Origin of the sequence: Sediminibacillus sp. JSM 1682029, from assembly GCF_041366435.1 — a bacterium.
Lineage (GTDB): Bacteria > Bacillota > Bacilli > Bacillales > Amphibacillaceae > Sediminibacillus > Sediminibacillus terrae.
The window spans coordinates 554,706-569,219 of the sequence record NZ_JBEWYY010000001.1; the positions used below are offsets into that span (position 1 = coordinate 554,706).

Here is a 14,514-nt window from a genome sequence, read left to right on the forward strand (position 1 = left end):
CCTTTTCTTCCTCCCTAATCTATTGTGAATATTTCTGACAAGCTTTTGGATTGGCCTCTTCCTCCTAAAATCAAATCTTTCTGCTAAAAAAGATTACAAATTAGTTAAAATGATGCCAGACTAGTTTTATTTCCTTTTTTGCGAGGTATCGTAATGCAAATTTATTTGAAGCAATCGTACTTCCACTGCCCTGGGACCAGTTCAACATTCAAGGAGGACAACATCATGAAATTTTACAGCTTGCTGAGTACCTCGATCATTTTGGAAACGACCGGTGCCTCGTTCATGAAGCTGGCAGACAACAGCTGGATGGCAGCGGTCATCGTCGCTGTATGCTATGCCATCTCATTCACTTTGTACATCACGATTGCTTATCATTCAGAAATAAGCGTGGTCAACGCGATTTGGTCCGGTGTGGGAACTGCCTTGATCGTCAGCGTCGGAATCTTAGCTTTCGGAGAATCCAATTCTTCTGTGAAGATGGCAGGCACACTGCTTATCATCGCCGGCGTTATTGGATTGAACGTCAGTACAAGACAAAAAGCTCCTACAGCCGGGGAGGGAGCATGATGGCGTATGTTTATTTAATAAGCAGCCTGGTTCTGGCCTTTTTATCGAATTTATCGGTCAAGCTGGCCAGAGGTTATACAAGACCTTTTCCTACTGTTTCGGCCTTTTTGTGCTACGCCCTCTGTCTGACCTGTCTAACGCTGGCTGTCCAACACTTCGAAGTCGGCTTCGTTTATGCGGTCTGGTCTGGAGTCACGGTGGTCTCTACAGCGGTAATCGGCATTTTGTTTTTCCAAGAAACATACAATCGGCTGAAAATCATATCGATATTCATGATCATAGCCGGTGTTGTCCTCCTTCATTTGGAGACAGGCTGAACACACGAGGAATGAATCCGCATCTGGATTGGTGCGGATTTTATTTGGTTATAGTTCTCTACATAAGTTATGTCACAAATGTTTCAATGAATTCCTGGAAAAATTCGCCCTTCCGGTTTTTTTCTCCCGGTATGACATCATATTTTATGGTAATATTGAAGTTTAGCGACTGATCATGTATTTGAGGAGAATGTTATGTCTAAAACAAGTTCACTTCCATTTACCGTTGACAAGACGGAAAATTTTTATGATCGCCTCGGCGACTATGTAGGCGACGTTTTTTACGATATGTTACCGGAACAAGGGTACGAATTGAGAGATGAACAAATTTACATGGCTTTTCAATTGGAACAAGCCTTTAAAAACAAGCGGACCATATTTGCAGAAGCAGGCGTCGGTACGGGAAAAACGTTTGTTTACCTGCTTTATGCCATTTGTTATGCACGCCACCAACGTAAACCTGCTATCATTTCCTGTGCGGATGAAACGTTGATCGAACAACTGGTCAAAAAGGGCGGCGATATCGAAAAGCTGGAGGAAGCTCTCGGTCTCAGCGTCGATGTACGTCTGGCCAAATCCAGGGAGCAATACGTCTGTGTGCGAAAACTGGACGCCCTGGCAAATCGGACCGATGATGAAAGCGTATTGGCTGTCCACGATCAAATACCGGACTTCGTTTTTGACCAGGGGGCATCCATGCAGGCATTCGAGCGCTATGGCGACCGAAAAGAATATCCGTGGGTCTCCAACCAAACATGGAAGAAAATCGCCTGGGATCCTTTACAGCAATGCTCTACTTGTGAGTGGCGACACCGGAGCGGCCAGACACTGAACAGGGAATATTATCGCCATGCCACTGACTTGATTATTTGTTCCCACGACTTCTACATGGAGCATGTCTGGACAAAAGAATCGAGGAAACGGGAAGGCCAAATGCCATTGCTGCCAGAAGCCAGTTGTGTAGTGTTTGATGAGGGACATCTGTTGGAGTTTGCTGCACAAAAAGGCTTGACGTACCGTTTCCATGCCGACACGTTGACCAAGGTGTTGACAGGTTACATGAGTCAGGATGTACGGGAAGAAACCCTTTATTTGATCGAAGATATTCTTGCCCTTCATGAGGATTGGTTTGACCTTTTATCCGAAAAGTCGACGATAGTGGAAGGATCCTCCCGTAAAGAGGTCACGCTTTCGGACAACCTAATACAAATGGCGCACACTTTGAATGAAAAAGTACAACAGGTTCTGGAACAGCTGGTGTTCGATTCTGAACTGTTTACCATCGATCCCTACCACATCCGCATCATTGAAGAATATCTGGAGTTTTTCTCTTATGGGTTATCGATTTTGTTAAAAGACGATGAAGGAATATATTGGCTGGAAGAAACCGGAACAGATACGACGCTGGTTATCATGCCGCGTTTAGTGGAAGATGTACTGAAAAAAGAAGTCTTTTCACAAAGCATTCCGTTCATCTTCTCGTCGGCCACCTTATCGCAAGGAGGAGATTTCTCCCACTTGGCAGACAGTTTGGGGATTGCGTCCTATGACTCTTTTTCTGTCTCCTCCCCATTTGATTATGAGAGACAAATGGGTATTTTCGGACACGTCGACAAGGAAGACAAGTGGAGCAGAATCAGGAAACAACTACACGAAAATGAAGGGCGTTCTCTGCTTCTCTTCTCTTCCAAACAAGAGATGGATTTGTTCCGTTCCTGGGCGGACAAGCAAGACTGGACCTTCAGCATGCTTTATGAAGGAGATCGGGAAATCAGTGAAACAGTCCGTAAGTTTCAATTGGATCCGTCTTCGGTGCTGTGTTCCTATCACTTATGGGAAGGGTTGGATGTCCCGGGGGATGCTTTGACGCAGGTAATCATCGTTTCTCTTCCTTTCCCGCCGCATGATCCTGTCTTTCAGGCCAAACGAAAGCATGCTGTCAATCCGATTGAATCGGTTGATGAGCCTTATATGCTTCTCCGGCTTCGGCAAGGGATCGGCAGGTTGATCAGGTCGAGTGACGATAGTGGCACCATCCACATTTGGTTAAAACCAGAAGAAGCCACTAGCTACCAACCAGCTATCGAAAAGGTCCTCCCGGTCGAAATACAATGGTAAAACAAAAACCAAGCTCTAAATTGGAGAGCTTGGTTTTTTTAATCCTGGGGATCATTCTTGCGATATTCCTTCACTGTGCCAACTACCCAAATGAATCCGCAAACGAGACACAAGATGCCCATCGCCGTATTTCCATCACGAAAAAACATCCAGGTTCCAATCGCGCCAGGGAGAATGACGGCAAAATCTTTCCATTTCCACGTCAAAAAATCAACCCCTCTCATTTTGCAAAACATGCCGGGCCCGGGCTGCATATCTTTTTTTCACCAAAAAGTCATACTGGGTTAAGGTTTCTCCCGTCTTGATCGGTTGAGCCGTCCCGATTGGTACATGGTTTTTCTGGTGGGACGTTATCTTGAAGTGGATTCCATTTTGCTCAAGCCGGGAAGCGATCCTGCTGTATTCTTCTAAGGAGAACGCAGAATGAACTACTTTGAAGCCGATTGCCTTTCTGAATTTCATGGCAATGCTTGCTGCGATAATCAGAAACAGCACTACTGCGGTCAAGGTACCCTCCATTAAAATCCACCTCTCTCTGCAATCTTGCCTTTGGTTAGAAGAAGCGCACGAAACGGAGTGATTGGTAACGCTCTTCCTGGGAACTTCCATAGTCCGCCTGTCGGGAATGGAATTGAAAACTTCGAGCCTCGTAAAATGGTATCGCCTTTTGGTTACCTTCCGCTACGGACACCCATTGCTTGATTGCACCCAATTGTTTTTGCTGTTCCGTAACTGCCTCTAACAACATGGTTCCAATCCCTTCATTACGCCGTTCCGGATCTAGGTAAAGTACATATATCTCGGCTTCCTTTTCTTCCGTCATTCCCCCGCCCGCTGCTCCGATTACGTTCCCCTCTTCCATCGCTACAAACCAGCCTCCCCAGGATCTGCTGGTTTGTTCGATTTCCTTGAGAATACGCGGCTCGTTATAAAATTCTTCAATGACTCTTTCTATATATGTCGTACTCCGAATGTTCCTGTATGTGGCCCAATTGGCTACCGTACACACACGGGCAATACCCGCAGCATGTTCCGGCTGGGCTTTTTTTATAGTAATCAAATCGCTTCTCCTCTTTTCTTTCAATAACTGATAAGATTTTTTCCGCATCAAGAGTGTAGGATTTAGTGCATAGGGAAATAGAATGACATAAAAGCTTTTAAGGAGATGACTAGCATGCCAGATATCCAGGAAATAGCGAAAACCTTCGGGGACATCCTGGGAGTAGAAACCGAAGTCGAAGACGGGATGTGCGAAGCAGAAAAAGAACGGGACTTGGACGTCACGGTTCAAGGGCGTCCCTTCAAAAGCGAATTATCGATGGAAATTCATTTTGAATCCCTGGAAGAAGACGGTACAGCCTTGAATCATGCTGAAATCGTGGTACTCCCGGAAGAAATACCCGACTTCACCAGGGCACTCGGTAAAAACGATCTTACGATTACTGCTTTGCATAATCACTGGTTGTTCGCTGAGCCGAATATCAAATACCTCCACGTTCAAGCCGTGGAAAAACCGGAAGATTTTGCCCAGAAGCTATCAAACGCCATTTCCGTCTTAAAAGATTAGAATTGTCAAAGGGTTTTCGAATATCTCGAAGACCCTTTTTTAATGGTTTTCACATATTTTGTTGCACCAACATGCTTTCGATACAATCCTCAGCCCTGTCCATGACTCGAATGCTAACTGATGCTACAACATTCCACTCGTTAACGTGGCACAGCCAGGGTTTTGTATGAACAATATCCACTGTAGAGAGGTATTCCTCTTATAATAGCTTAGAAGTCCTCGTTCATGTGATACTGCAAATACTGTTCTATATCGGGAGTGCCGGCTGGATTGTTTAACACCGCCATCACCCAGCAGTCCCTTTCGAAATTCAAAACCTTGAGATCCCACGTACAGGCTATCAGTCCTTTTGGTGTGCAATATTCAAACTGCGGTTTCTCTCCATGTTTTGAAATATACACATGATGGTTTAGTTCATTTTCATTGGACCACCAGTCGATGAAAATAAAATCTGAATCCTTCCCATCGTGCACGCCGATGAACCCGACGCCGTAACGGTCGCTGTTCATCGCCGGAAAAGGCACTGTCTGCAATGCTAATGTTCTGGCTGTATCGACCAGTTCTTTCCTCGGTTGCCCTCCCTGATAGGAAATACCGTAAACCTTCATCCGCCAACCTTGCTTTTGCCAAATTTCCAAAAAGCGAATCGAACGTTTTTTATAGTCCTCAGCCAATTGAACCATCTTACTCCCCCTTCATCCTCTCATTACTCTGATATTTCCTTCTGTTAGAACCAATGACTGATTCTTAAAATAACAACCAGCATCATCGTCTATGCCATAACCAGTGGGAACGGCCGTTTTCCTTAGTGCTTTTTGCAGGTTTGCTTCTTCCTTCCACTTCGTAAAATGGGCACTGATGATAGTATCTTCGATTAGCTTCAAACCAGGAAGAAATAAATGTTTTCCTTCCCGATTGTCGACAGGAGGTATGACACAGTGCTCCGGACTGATCAACGCTCCTGCAGAAAATCCGGCGACCGGCACTCCCGACAGGTAACGCTTCCTTATCCGTTCACCAATCGGCGTATCCACTATGTAGTCACGGTAGCGAACGGTATCTCCTCCGCCGATGACGATTCCGCTGCATGCGTCCAACTGTTCCAATTCACTGGTTGAGACGCGGGGGTGAAGCGGCATGTAAAAGAAGTCCTGCAGACCATGCTCCTTTAACACCGAAGTATACTTCGACATATACTCCCGCCACCCCTCTCTCTCCAAGAATAAAATGGCAACTTTTTTGTTTGCCTGACTGGCAGTTTCAGCAAAAACCTTGCCCAACTCTGGCGTAAATGGCGGGCTGCCGCCGAAAAGAAATAAGTGTTGCATAGAATCCACCGACCTTTTTAAGATTTATAGGTTATCTGGCAATATGGTAAAATAAGACGAAGCTTTTAGATGAAAGGAGATATTTATGCCATACGAACTCGATCACGTTGGAATCGCAGTCCGTGATTTAGAAGCAAGCATTGGATTTAATCAGAACGTTTTGGGCGGAAAACTCATCGACCGTTACCGGAGTGAAGCAAAAGGTGTCGAAAGCGAAATTGCCATTATGGAGGTGAACGGAAGCCGCATCGAGCTGCTAAACCCGACGAATAATGAAACCTCCCCCATCGCCCGATTCATCAGGCAAAAAGGTAAAGGAGTCCATCATATCGCCTATCACGTCCATGACTTGGAGAAAGCCCTGGAGGATCTAAAGGAAAGAGGAATTCGCACTTTGCCCGACAGTTTGCGCGTCAACAAGCATGGGCGGCGTTTGGTATATTTAAATCCAGCTGATACCGAAGGCACCATCATCGAATACTGCGATTATCCTGAGCAGCAAGAAGAACATTAGCCACCGAACCCACCACCGGGCGGCAGCTTGTCGAAATGGCTTCTCGCCCTTTCCTCCGCCTGCATTTGAGCAGCCGATTTAGTGGAATCTGGCGACTTCATGTTAAATTTGAACTTTAAAATAATGGCAGCGACTGCTATCAGCGCAATCGCTCCCCAAAAAATCCAGCCAAACATCGTCATGCAGAGTCCCTCCTAATAAATGATTTTAGGTAAAACAATTTATTCATTTCTATACCCCTTGTTACTACTTATACGATCACCCAGCCAAAAAGTTCCAAAAAAATGGAGGGGACAGTCCCCGAAACCGTTTGAAAAACAGTTTTCTGCTTTTATGAGCGTTTCGGGGACTGTCCCTTCTTCTGGTTATTTCGCAGAAGAAAGCGGTTTGGGGTCAGACCCCAAACCGCTCCACACCCTGTCACTCCAATATTTCTGCTTCTCTTTGTCGTGTTAATGAGCAGTTTGGGGTCAGTCCCTCCACCGGTCATTTTTTGGTTCAGAACGCGTGGAGGGACTGACCCCTCTTCTAGTTCCCCTCTAATAAGATCGCAAGGTTCCTTTGTACAGTTTTTTTCTGGTTATCGGGATGTTTAGCTGGCTGCTATACCGTTTGAGTTTCTTTTCTTCCGGTGATGTTATGATGGACAGGACTTCTCCACCAGCAGTACCGAGCCGGCCAGTTCGTCCGGCTCGGTGGATATATTGATCCGTCTCTCCAGGCAGGTCGATGTTGATGATATCGGTAATATCCTTGATATCCAGCCCTCTTCCAGCTACATCTGTCGCCAAAAGAAGATCCAATTCACCCGAGCGGAATGCCTTGATTGTTTTCTCCCGTTCCTGCTTCTTAGAATCTCCGTGCAGGATACCAGCGTTGATTCCCTTGTATTCCAGCTTCTCGGCAAGGACGGTGAGACTGCCGATATCATTGCCGAAGGCCAACGCTTTTATATGGTCCTTCCGACGAATCAGTTTGCGCAGCACTTCCAGCTTTTCTCGCGCCTCTACTACTAAATAGCCGTGCTCGACAGGAGGGGTATCTGTTTCTTCTCTGCCAACACGAATAATGGATGGTTCTTCCATCATGTACAAGGCAGCTTCTTCCACTTCCTTGGAAATGGTAGCGGAAAATACCAGCAGCTGCCGTTCGTTCAAGGTGCTTTTGATGATGGACTGGATTGTTTTCTCATGTTCGGAGACCACCAACTGATCTGCTTCATCCAATACGATTGTTTTCACTTCATGCATCTTCAATTTCTTTTTGTTGATTAGTTCTTGCACCCTTCCCGGTGTTCCTGCAATGATTTGCGGCCGTTTTTTCAGCTTTTCCAGCTGGCGTTTAATGTTCGCTCCGCCGATAAGTGATGCACTGCCGATTCCGCTGCCGGCAGCCCAGGTTTGGATTTCCTGATGGATTTGCATGACCAGTTCATGAGAGGAAGCAAGAATCACTGCCTGTACATGCTTTTTCTCAGGATCCACCTTTTGTAAAAGCGGCAATATGTAAGCAAGCGTCTTCCCACTGCCTGTCGGTGATTCTGCAATCACATCTTTTCCTTGCAGTATCTCCGGAATTGCTTTTTTCTGGATTGCTGTCGGCTCTGTGAAACCAGCCTTTTCCCACGCTGAACGCAAATACGGCCGAGGCTCTGAAAATAACATTTCGATTGCTTGTGACATTTATAAAAAATCCTTTCCGTTGTCTCTATTCATTTCGTTTCTAGTATGAGTGCTAAACTTCCACCCTACACTTGTCTATTATAAGCTATAATACAAGCAAACCGTTAACAGGGGGAATAAAACTTGAAAATCCATGAAACCCGCGACTGCCAATCCATCGCAAAACTGAACGAAACCGTACACCAGCTTCACAGCAAGCTTTATCCCGATATTTTCGCTGAATACAATGCCGAAAAAGCGCTTGATTTCTTTGAAAGCATCGTCGATAAACCGGAATTTACCTTTTTACTCGTTGAAGAGGACCAACAGCCAGCCGGCTTTGCCTGGATTGAAAAAAGAACCTATCCTGGCATTGCCTATCTGGAAACACACCAATCCATTTATGTCCATCAAATAAGCATAGAGAATGCCTATCAAGGCAAAGGATTTGGTTCCAGGTTAATGGAAGAGATATTCGACAGGGCCGCGTCTGAAGGAATTAGCCGCATTGAACTGGACTACTGGACCGCCAATGAATCGGCCAAGACTTTTTATCACAACAAAGGCTTCCAGCCATACCGCGAAAGTGTTTATAAGCAGTTATGAATAGCTCCACCTATAGAGAGAATTCCCGCCGTAAGCACATCTTCCTAAGACTAACAAAAACCGGCAGCTTACCTGCCGGTTTTTCAACTTGTCGGATGCTTGCCGAACTCTTCCCGGAGCCCTTTGATCAACGACACAATCATCACGAGAATGATCACTGTGAACGGCATCGCCGTCATGATCGCCACTGCGCGCAGTGCTTCCAGTCCTCCGCTTAGAAGCAAAACCGCTGCCGTGATCGAGATCAGAAAACCCCAGGAAAGCTTCGTCAGCGTCTTAGGATTCAGTGTACCTTTTGAAGACAAAACACTTAACACATAACTTGCAGAATCAGCTGAAGTAATGAAGAAAATCGTAATCAACAAAATACCCAATATATTCAACACCAATCCAATCGGAAGGTTGCCGAGCATCATGAAGAATGCCACTTCCTCATGCTGTTGCGCTCTGGAGGCAATGTCGATGCCTTCGCTGATTTGCATATGCAAGCCGGTGCCGCCCATGATGGAAAACCATATCGCCCCAAGCAAAGCCGGGACAAACAAGACACCGAAAACGAACTCTCTGATCGTCCTGCCTCGTGAAATACGGGCAATAAACGTCCCGACATAGGGTCCCCAGGCAATGACCCAGGCCCAAAAGAAAATCGTCCATTGTCCCCGCCAGGAACCATCCGAATAAGGGGACAACGATAAGCTTAGCGGGATATATTGACCGATATACTGCCCGACCGCCGTCGTAAAGCTTTCCAGTAAAAATGCAGTCGGTCCGAGGACCAGTACGAAAACCATCAGTACCCCTGCGATGATAATATTGCTTGTGCTTAAGTAGCGCATGCCTTTGTTTACCCCGGAAACCGCCGAGGTGATGAACAAGCCGGTGACAACTGCAATGATAATCAACTGTGTCACTTTACTATTCGGCGTTCCGAAGACTTCGGAAATTCCGCCGCTCACTTGCATGGCGCTGAGTCCAAAAGTGGTGGCCACTCCGATTGCAGTGGCAAGCGTGGCAAAAATGTTGATCACTTTTCCCACTACTCCATCCGTCCGTTCGCCAAGCAAAGGATAAAAGGCATGGCTGATCAACCCGGGCCGATTTCTCCTGAATTTAAAAAACGCCATCGATAAGCCGATGATCGCAAATACTCCCCAGGGCTGGAGCGCCCAATGGAAGACACTGTAAGTCAATGCAGCTTTGGCTGCTTCATTTGTTTCCGCCTCGTAGCCCGGCGGCGGTTCTACATAATGCAGAACCGGTTCTGCCACGCCCCAGAAAACGAGACCGACACCCATCCCGGCCGCGAACAAAAGCCCGAGCCAGGTGAAAAAGGAGTAAGAGGGCTTGCTGTCAGGCTTGCCCAGCTTCAAATGCCGATAAGGACCGATGGCAAGGTATAAGCAAGTCAATACAAAAATCGTCGTAGCCAGCATGTAAAACCAGCTGAAGTAATTGCGCATCCAATGCAGACCGGCTGTCGATGCCTGGCTCAACTGCTCCGGAAAAACGACTCCCCAAGCGACGAACAATACGATGATGCAAAAGCTGACGTAAAAAACGGCACCAGGCGCTTTCTTTTTCGCTCTGTCCATATTTCCACCTCTTTTCTTCGGTACAGCTCATTCTTTATGCTGTACCCATTCCCGAAAAGAGATAAAACAGACGGAAAAGGAAAAACAGCTATCCTATGGATACCTGTTTTTAAGAAAGGCACTGTTCGCCAACTTTGTCTCTTTCAAGTTTTTATACTTTTGATAGAAAACTGCGACGTAACTTCAAAAAGAGACTTTCTAGCATCATTCACTCGTTGAGTTGGAATGCGACGCTGCAGAAATACCTTACGCTTTCCGCGGGCGGCTGGTGAGCTTCCTCGAGCTTACGCTCTGCGGGATCTCACCAAAGCCTTTCCTCCCGCTGGAGTCTTCAGGTATTTCCTTCGCTTTTAACGTGTTTTCTAAAGAAGACATTCCTTAAACGTTCTTAGCATTTTTGTTGGTGTTACATTCCTCTTGTGATTAATATCTTGTTTTGAAGATTTTTAATAAAAAACTACAACTAGCGTAGACAGCATGCGCAGACTCCTGCGGGAATAGCACGAGTCCGAAGATCCCGCAAGAAGTGGGCTCCTTCTGAGGAAGCTGAGGCCGTGCCCGCGGAAAGCGAAGTATGCTGCCGAAGCGAGTTCTAGCACTTAACCTGCTGAAAAAGATCGGTACCTTTAAGAAAAGATGCTAAAATTCAACTGCCATCCCATACCTTTTTCCTTGTTTATATGTTTTCTCAACCAGTTCCGGATACAAATCCTGTACAATATAAAGCTTGCCTTGCCCCTGTCTGTCCTCGGCTTTGACTTCATAAGTCAACTCGATTTTCTCTTGCTTTCCGGGCTCCATGTTTAGCAGGGCATTTATGTCAAAATCTCCTTGGTTCGTTTGGTACACATCCCTACCGTAAGCAAGCTTGGTTTCGATGGCTTTTACCTTTGAAATTGCTTCTTCCGAAGTGTTCTCCAACTCCATTGTCACGGTGCACTGTATCCACTCCTGACCATGCTGTTCCTCGGTTTCCTCGCCAAAGCGGACGTCTTCCACTGTCAGTACGGCATCCCCTAAGGAAATTTCATCTCCTACTGCAAAGGATTCAATGCTGTATTCTTTCGCCACCCCTTTGTTGACCGCATAGACTCGCGCCGAGTATGCCGCCACAACAGCAACGACGAGAAGTAATGCCAAAAATCTTTTCCTGTTCACGCGGAATCACCTTCCAGCGCATAGTGATCGACGATTTTGCCGTTTTCCATCATGAAAATCTCGTCGGAAAGATAATCCAGCTCCTCCTTATCATGGCTTGCAATCAAAATACATTTTCCATCTGCTTTGAGATCGAGCAGCACTTTTTTTATTTCCTCCACTCCGTCAGAATCGAGGGCGTTTGTCGGTTCATCCAAAATAATTAGTTCCGGCTCTTCCATGATTGCCTGGGCAATTCCCAGCCGCTGCTTCATCCCCAACGAATATTTGCGATATTTCCGTTTGTCATCAGGGTCAAGACCGACCATCCGAATCGACTGTTTAATCTTTTCATCATCGACGATTTTGTTGATTTCAGCGAGAAGCTTCAGGTTTTTAAAACCTGTGTATCCATTTAGAAAACCCGGATATTCTATTAACACACCGACACTCGGCGGAAAGGAGATATCCTCCCCAAGCGTTTTCCCGTCTACTTTCACGGAACCTTTGCTAGCCCGTATCAATCCACAAAGCAGGCGGAACAGCATCGTTTTTCCCGATCCATTTTTACCGCGGAAGCCATAAATTTTCCCTTTATGTAAGGTTAAATCAATATCCGCCAATACCTGTTCTTTCTTGATTTGTTTTGAAACGTGGTTGGCTTCTAAAAACGCAGTGCCAGTCATCTTGTTTCCCCCTTTATAAAATGTCCTTTCGCCTGTATACCAGCAAGGCAGCTATGGATAAAACGATAAACAAAGCAGCACTGTACAGATAGGAAAATTGCCAGCTCAGTGCGTGGTCCAGATCAAAGATTTCCTGCCTTAAAATCATCGAATGGATAGCAGGCAGCCATCTGCTGTCGCCTATCGTCGAGATTCCGAGCAACAGAACGACGATTAAAAACGAGAAGATCGGTTCCAAAAATTGGACGAGCAGCAGTTGAATCATCGACAGAACCAACGTCGTCACGATGTAGCCGATCAGCAACTGTGCCATCAATTGCAACGGCGATCTATCAAGCTGCAGCATCGGCATGATGTGGTGTTGATAAAAAGGCGTAACTTCCAGAGAAAAGTGGCCGAGCACCAATCCCGTCACACAGAAAACAACCAGAAACACCCCGACAAACAGTGCAGCCGTCTGCAAAATCAACCAGCAAAGCTTTGCCAGCAGAAAAGTTGCTTTGGAAGAACTGCGGATGGTCACATAGAGCGCGTTTCTCCCCAAATCGTGTACATAATAGTCACTGAGCAAAAATAGCGCGACAGTTTGAAAGAAAATCCAATCGACAGGGACTTGATAATTATCAAGATCCAAAAAGTATCCTTCATCCTTCAACATAAAATAGAGGACATCGACACTGCCGGTTGAGTCTATGCCTTGCAGCTGAAGCGCTTTGCCTGCCGCCAACAACGACGTAAGAATAAAAAAGATACCGTACTTTATTTTGCTGTAGGAAAAGCTGTAGGCTATATCGCGATAGAGCAACCGCTTAAAGACAAGTCGTTTTCTCATTGCAAAAAATCCTTCTTTTCATAAACCACTCCGGTTATCCCATATAAAAAAAGGGATAGAACAAATAAATAGAAGCACTTATAATAGATATGCACCGGATGCAGCCAGTCTTCAAGGGATAGTGAAGCAAAAAAGGTGAAAAATTCAAATGGAACCATGCCCGTTCTGTCTAGTCCAGACATAGCTATCAAGACGATGAAAATAATCGCTATATTTTTGATGAAGCGTTTAAGAAACAACGCTAGAAAAAAGATTAACAGAAAACTGAGAAACTTGGTCACAAAAACTACCGTCAATACTCTCCCTGTCGAAACATACGGCACGACGGAGGAAAAAAGCTGTTTGTCACCTAATAATTCATATAAAATGCTGTCCTTCGTAATCCAAGTATTGTCAAACCCGACTATCAGTCCACTTAGCACGTACGAAACAATTAACAGGCAAACAGTCAAGACGAACGAAACAATCACAGCGAAAACGGCATGGGTTTGCCATAATGTAAACCGTGAACCGATTTTCAAGACCACATTGCTTCTCTCCTGGTACTGCACCAGCAAGTGGACGATACTGACGATCAACGGGATCGCCAGGAAAGTGAGCATGGAATGATTCGTGGTTCCGGAGGTTTGATTAAGAAATACCACTAAATCCATAACCCCTGCTTTTTCCATCAATCCTTCCTCTCTGGAGCCAAATGAATAGAAGACAGAGAAAATCAGCCCCATAATGATAACCAAGAAGTAAATACACACATAGAACCAACGGCTTCCGAGGGATGCAATACCTTTGCGGGTGATCGTCCATACGTTAGATTGTTTCATGTTTGTACCCCTGTGCTACATACCAAATTAACGGGCCGATGATACCTACTGCCAAATAAGCCGTGCCGGCGAAATTCCAACTGCCGTTGTACAAAAACACTGCAGAAATACTATGCGAAAAAGGAATCAGTACATCTAAAGCCATAAAAACCAGTAAGGGCAGTATCAAAACGATGTAACGATTCTTCACCAGAAACGAAAATGCCAGGCCTAAGGAAGCCAGCATACCGCCCAGCAAAAAATTGAGCAGCACGACCACCAGTACATAGGCAAACGGGTGCCCGTAAAACAAGTCCGGCAGCAAGTTACCATCTTGAACCAGGTTCATCCCGAAATAGTAGTTGTTTTCAATTAACGGATATGCCGCCATTTCAAGCAGAAAATTGAGGATTAACGGAAATACTGCCACGACTCCGCCTATGACAAAATTAAAAAGATAACGAACGAGAAAATATTTTTTCTTTTCCACTTTGGTCAAAATGTTTTTGATGAAACCTGTATTGGCATCCTCAGCGTGTGAATCTGCAAAAGCAATCGAAGCAAGAATCGGCACAAGCAACGCATATATGTAATACGTGCCTGTTCCTATAAAGTAAAACCAGGAGATGAAAGCACTTCTCGGATACGTATAATAGTAATCCGCTGTCACATGTTGCGGCCACGTCTGTACGGCCGGGACGACGGCCAACACAACGCCCACCACTATTGCCAGCCAAAACGCCGGACGTGTGGCAACTCGTTTCCATTCCATTTCCAGCATGGAAT

General features: G+C 45.7%; 19 protein-coding genes. 6 read left to right on the plus strand and 13 right to left on the minus strand.

Annotated features, from left to right (window positions below):
* Window positions 1–225: 225 nt before the first annotated feature.
* The 3 genes from ABVF09_RS02760 (at window position 226) to ABVF09_RS02770 (ending at window position 3,005) form a co-directional block, all read left to right on the plus strand.
* Window positions 226–570, plus strand: a complete 345-nt coding sequence (locus tag ABVF09_RS02760) for a DMT family transporter (protein ID WP_161993050.1) — start codon at window positions 226–228, stop codon at window positions 568–570.
* The gene (locus ABVF09_RS02765) at window positions 570–887 is read left to right on the plus strand and encodes a DMT family transporter (protein WP_371068571.1); all 318 of its coding nucleotides are present in this window, start codon (window positions 570–572) and stop codon (window positions 885–887) included. The genes ABVF09_RS02760 and ABVF09_RS02765 overlap by 1 nt, the downstream gene beginning before the upstream one ends.
* A gap of 195 nt (window positions 888–1,082) precedes the next feature.
* Entirely contained in the window at window positions 1,083–3,005 is a 1,923-nt protein-coding gene (locus ABVF09_RS02770) for an ATP-dependent DNA helicase (RefSeq protein ID WP_371068572.1), read from the plus strand.
* Window positions 3,006–3,043: 38 nt separating this feature from the next.
* Here ABVF09_RS02770 and ABVF09_RS02775 read toward each other — a convergent pair whose 3' ends face one another.
* From ABVF09_RS02775 to ABVF09_RS02785, 3 genes are read right to left on the minus strand one after another with little or no spacing between them, the layout of a single operon-like run.
* Window positions 3,044–3,211, minus strand: a complete 168-nt coding sequence (locus tag ABVF09_RS02775) for a hypothetical protein (RefSeq protein WP_371068573.1) — start codon at window positions 3,209–3,211, stop codon at window positions 3,044–3,046.
* Between the two features lie 4 nt (window positions 3,212–3,215).
* A complete protein-coding gene (locus tag ABVF09_RS02780; RefSeq protein WP_026571794.1) occupies window positions 3,216–3,524 on the minus strand; it encodes a hypothetical protein in 309 nt (102 codons plus the stop codon).
* Between the two features lie 34 nt (window positions 3,525–3,558).
* On the minus strand, window positions 3,559–4,065 hold the full coding sequence (locus ABVF09_RS02785; RefSeq protein WP_035427498.1) for a GNAT family N-acetyltransferase: 507 nt from the start codon (window positions 4,063–4,065) through the stop codon (window positions 3,559–3,561).
* A 114-nt stretch (window positions 4,066–4,179) separates the two neighbouring features.
* Between ABVF09_RS02785 and ABVF09_RS02790 the strand changes: the two genes are divergently transcribed.
* Entirely contained in the window at window positions 4,180–4,572 is a 393-nt protein-coding gene (locus ABVF09_RS02790) for a DUF1259 domain-containing protein (RefSeq protein WP_026571792.1), read from the plus strand.
* A gap of 209 nt (window positions 4,573–4,781) precedes the next feature.
* Here ABVF09_RS02790 and ABVF09_RS02795 read toward each other — a convergent pair whose 3' ends face one another.
* On the minus strand, window positions 4,782–5,255 hold the full coding sequence (locus ABVF09_RS02795; RefSeq protein ID WP_237648593.1) for an isochorismatase: 474 nt from the start codon (window positions 5,253–5,255) through the stop codon (window positions 4,782–4,784).
* A 12-nt stretch (window positions 5,256–5,267) separates the two neighbouring features.
* Window positions 5,268–5,900 (minus strand): Type 1 glutamine amidotransferase-like domain-containing protein, encoded by a 633-nt coding sequence (locus tag ABVF09_RS02800; RefSeq protein WP_237648594.1) that lies wholly within the window; start codon window positions 5,898–5,900, stop codon window positions 5,268–5,270.
* An 85-nt stretch (window positions 5,901–5,985) separates the two neighbouring features.
* Here ABVF09_RS02800 and ABVF09_RS02805 point away from each other — a divergent pair, with 85 nt between their 5' ends.
* Complete coding sequence (locus ABVF09_RS02805) at window positions 5,986–6,414, plus strand: VOC family protein (protein ID WP_371068574.1); 429 nt, start codon at window positions 5,986–5,988, stop codon at window positions 6,412–6,414.
* Here the strand turns inward: ABVF09_RS02805 and ABVF09_RS02810 are convergent.
* Complete coding sequence (locus tag ABVF09_RS02810; protein ID WP_026571789.1) at window positions 6,411–6,596, minus strand: hypothetical protein; 186 nt, start codon at window positions 6,594–6,596, stop codon at window positions 6,411–6,413. The genes ABVF09_RS02805 and ABVF09_RS02810 overlap by 4 nt on opposite strands.
* 357 nt (window positions 6,597–6,953) lie before the next feature.
* The gene (locus tag ABVF09_RS02815) at window positions 6,954–8,096 is read right to left on the minus strand and encodes a DEAD/DEAH box helicase (protein WP_371068575.1); all 1,143 of its coding nucleotides are present in this window, start codon (window positions 8,094–8,096) and stop codon (window positions 6,954–6,956) included.
* 123 nt (window positions 8,097–8,219) lie between these two features.
* Here ABVF09_RS02815 and ABVF09_RS02820 point away from each other — a divergent pair, with 123 nt between their 5' ends.
* Window positions 8,220–8,681 (plus strand): GNAT family N-acetyltransferase, encoded by a 462-nt coding sequence (locus ABVF09_RS02820; protein WP_153462061.1) that lies wholly within the window; start codon window positions 8,220–8,222, stop codon window positions 8,679–8,681.
* An 83-nt stretch (window positions 8,682–8,764) separates the two neighbouring features.
* Here ABVF09_RS02820 and ABVF09_RS02825 read toward each other — a convergent pair whose 3' ends face one another.
* The 6 genes from ABVF09_RS02825 to ABVF09_RS02850 form a co-directional block, all read right to left on the minus strand.
* Window positions 8,765–10,273: a BCCT family transporter gene (locus tag ABVF09_RS02825; RefSeq protein ID WP_153462063.1), complete on the minus strand. Its 1,509-nt coding sequence runs from the start codon at window positions 10,271–10,273 to the stop codon at window positions 8,765–8,767.
* A gap of 639 nt (window positions 10,274–10,912) precedes the next feature.
* Window positions 10,913–11,431, minus strand: a complete 519-nt coding sequence (locus ABVF09_RS02830) for a hypothetical protein (protein ID WP_371068576.1) — start codon at window positions 11,429–11,431, stop codon at window positions 10,913–10,915.
* Window positions 11,428–12,096, minus strand: coding sequence for an ATP-binding cassette domain-containing protein (locus tag ABVF09_RS02835; RefSeq protein WP_371068577.1), 669 nt, complete (start codon window positions 12,094–12,096; stop codon window positions 11,428–11,430). Before ABVF09_RS02835 ends, ABVF09_RS02830 begins: the two co-directional genes overlap by 4 nt.
* A 13-nt stretch (window positions 12,097–12,109) precedes the next feature.
* Window positions 12,110–12,928 (minus strand): hypothetical protein, encoded by an 819-nt coding sequence (locus ABVF09_RS02840; RefSeq protein WP_371068578.1) that lies wholly within the window; start codon window positions 12,926–12,928, stop codon window positions 12,110–12,112.
* Entirely contained in the window at window positions 12,925–13,749 is an 825-nt protein-coding gene (locus ABVF09_RS02845) for a hypothetical protein (RefSeq protein ID WP_026771587.1), read from the minus strand. Before ABVF09_RS02845 ends, ABVF09_RS02840 begins: the two co-directional genes overlap by 4 nt.
* Window positions 13,736–14,509, minus strand: a complete 774-nt coding sequence (locus tag ABVF09_RS02850) for a hypothetical protein (RefSeq protein ID WP_051382070.1) — start codon at window positions 14,507–14,509, stop codon at window positions 13,736–13,738. Before ABVF09_RS02850 ends, ABVF09_RS02845 begins: the two co-directional genes overlap by 14 nt.
* Window positions 14,510–14,514: the final 5 nt, after the last annotated feature.